Source organism: Pseudomonas sp. P7548 (genome assembly GCF_013386585.1).
Lineage (GTDB): Bacteria > Pseudomonadota > Gammaproteobacteria > Pseudomonadales > Pseudomonadaceae > Aquipseudomonas.
The window spans coordinates 1-1,969 of sequence record NZ_JACARO010000115.1 but is presented as its reverse complement, the minus strand read 5'-3'; the positions used below and the strand labels follow the sequence as shown (position 1 = coordinate 1,969).

Below are 1,969 nucleotides of genomic sequence, written 5' to 3'. Positions count from 1 at the left end.
AAGCCCGCTCACTACAAGAGGTCAGGCTTGGTTGAGGTAGGTTTCGATGTTGCCCATTTGTTCGTCCCAGCCACGGGAATTCATCTTGAAAGCTTTTTGGCGACGGGCTTCGGGCACGGCATTAAAACCGGATTCCACCACCCGCAGCAGAATGCCAGGAGCCCGGTCTTCGATGGTGAATTCCACCAGGGTGGGCGTCTCCTTGTCGTAATCGACCCCTTTCTCGACCGCATAAGGGTGCCACCAGAAAGAAAACAGGGTTTGCGGCAGGATACGTTCGATCCTGGCCTTCCAGGTCACATGCTCGTAACCCGGGTAAGTGATCGGCGCTTCGAGGGTTTCCCCGGCAGCGAAGGCTTTGCCCTTGAGGGCGATACCGAACCAGCTGCCAAACTGTTCGGCATCGGTGAGTGCCTCCCACACCTGCTTACGTGAAGCATTGAGCAGGACTTTTCGTTCGATGCGATCTAGTACATGCATAAGTCACCTCCTCCATTGACAGTAGGCGACATCGACCAATGCGCAACCTTTTCGGCCACGCACTGGCAGTGCTAGGCCCTCAGAATTTCCACTTGGCGTTGACCATCGCATTACGCGGCTCGCCGTAGGAGCCGGAGTTGAACGTGCCCATGCCGTCGTAGTATTTCTTGTCGAACAGGTTGTTGACGTTCAGCCCCACGGACAAGTGCTCGTCCACCTGGTAGTTGGCCAGCACTTCGTTGAGCGTGGACAGGTGCTGGTCATCCACCAGTTGGCGGGTGACTACGCTGACCGACTGCGGCGTTTCGCGCAGGGACAGCGGCAGCTTGGTCGCAGTGCTGGTGGCGCCGGTGGTGTAGGAACCTTCCGGCGAAATGGCAGAGCCTTGCGGTTGTTCGGCCAAGGCCTGGAGGTATGCTTGCTCAAGGGCTTTGTGGCGAAACTGTCGATCATCACGCGCTTGGCAACCGTCACCAGAAAGTGCCGGGGCTCTTTCAATTCAGCGGCCACGGGCTGAGTGCGTTCGGCCAGCAACAAGCGGACAAAGGTGTCTTGAGCCAGTTCCGCCGCCTGCTGTGAGCAACCCAGGCGTGCGCACAGCCAACTGACCAGCAAACGGTGGTGATCGCCGTAGAGCTGCCCAACGGGTTCACGAGAAGTGTGAGGCACAGCAGACAGAGGCATAGTGATATTGCGTACGAATGAGAACGCCTTGCAATTTAAACCAATGTAGGAATAAGGGTAACGACTTGTATGACTCTAATGCGCAGCGTGCCCGCAAAAGGTAGATTGTGCCCTCCCCCTTTGAGATGGCACGCAATGAGTCAACAGCTCCACGGAAGTTGTTTTTGCAAGGCTGTGCAGTATCAACTCGACAGCCTGGATATGCCCATCAGCCACTGCCACTGCGAAAGCTGCCGCAAAGTGCATGCGGCGCCTTTTGTGGCAACCGCAGGGGTGATGCGCGAGCACTTTCGCTGGACACAAGGTGAGGCGCTTTTATCCTCGTATGAATCTTCGCCGGGCAAGCTCAGGCATTTCTGCTCTCGCTGCGGCTCACATCTGATGGCCGAGCGAGGGCATCAACCCCATGTGATTGTGCGAGTGGCGACGCTGGACGATGATCCTGGCGTACGGCCCACCTCGCACATCTGGACAGCCCACGATGTGCCATGGCTGGCACATGAAGGCGTGGAGCAGTGGGACGCGTGGAAGGTGTGACTCAGACGTGCGGGTCTCCGGGCGCCTTGGCGGGCGTCGCATATTGCGGCTTCAGGTGACCGTCCTGATCCAGTAGCCAGGCGTCCATGATCTGCCGCACCACCGGGCCCGCCACGCGGCCACCGGCCTCGCCGTTCTCGATCATCACCGAGATCACGATCTTCGGATGTTCCGCTGGCGCAAACCCCACGAACAAGGCGTTGTCACGGTGGCGCTCCAGCGTCTTGTTACGGTCGTAGCGTTCGCCCTGCTTGATCGCGACCACCTG

4 protein-coding genes and 1 pseudogene are annotated in these 1,969 nt (G+C 58.6%); 1 reads left to right on the top strand and 4 read right to left on the bottom strand.

The window, feature by feature from the left end; all coding sequences use genetic code 11:
* Nucleotides 1-21 precede the first annotated feature (21 nt).
* From HX803_RS30620 to HX803_RS30610, 3 genes and pseudogenes are all read right to left on the bottom strand, one after another.
* Nucleotides 22-480 carry an SRPBCC family protein gene (locus HX803_RS30620; protein WP_178925824.1) on the bottom strand — a complete coding sequence of 153 codons (459 nt, stop codon included), beginning with the start codon at nucleotides 478-480 and terminating at the stop codon, nucleotides 22-24.
* Between the two features lie 79 nt (nucleotides 481-559).
* Nucleotides 560-847 (bottom strand): annotated as a pseudogene (locus tag HX803_RS32905) (hypothetical protein); the annotation flags it as partial.
* Complete coding sequence (locus tag HX803_RS30610; protein ID WP_306172772.1) at nucleotides 763-1,164, bottom strand: sigma factor; 402 nt, start codon at nucleotides 1,162-1,164, stop codon at nucleotides 763-765. The pseudogene HX803_RS32905 and the gene HX803_RS30610, both read right to left, overlap by 85 nt.
* Before the next feature lie 135 nt (nucleotides 1,165-1,299).
* Here HX803_RS30610 and HX803_RS30605 point away from each other — a divergent pair, with 135 nt between their 5' ends.
* Nucleotides 1,300-1,701, top strand: a complete 402-nt coding sequence (locus HX803_RS30605; protein ID WP_178925823.1) for a GFA family protein — start codon at nucleotides 1,300-1,302, stop codon at nucleotides 1,699-1,701.
* A 1-nt stretch (nucleotide 1,702) separates the two neighbouring features.
* Here the strand turns inward: HX803_RS30605 and HX803_RS30600 are convergent.
* Nucleotides 1,703-1,969: penicillin-binding transpeptidase domain-containing protein (locus HX803_RS30600; RefSeq protein ID WP_256732979.1), on the bottom strand; the 267-nt coding region annotated here is incomplete at its 5' end.

Bases quoted from the DNA above. Each gene is read 5' to 3' on its own strand.
- HX803_RS30620 (WP_178925824.1), bottom strand. From the start codon at position 480: ATGCATGTACTAGATCGCATCGAACGAAAAGTCCTGCTCAATGCTTCA.
- HX803_RS30610 (WP_306172772.1), bottom strand. From the start codon at position 1,164: ATGCCTCTGTCTGCTGTGCCTCACACTTCTCGTGAACCCGTTGGGCAG.
- HX803_RS30605 (WP_178925823.1), top strand. From the start codon at position 1,300: ATGAGTCAACAGCTCCACGGAAGTTGTTTTTGCAAGGCTGTGCAGTAT.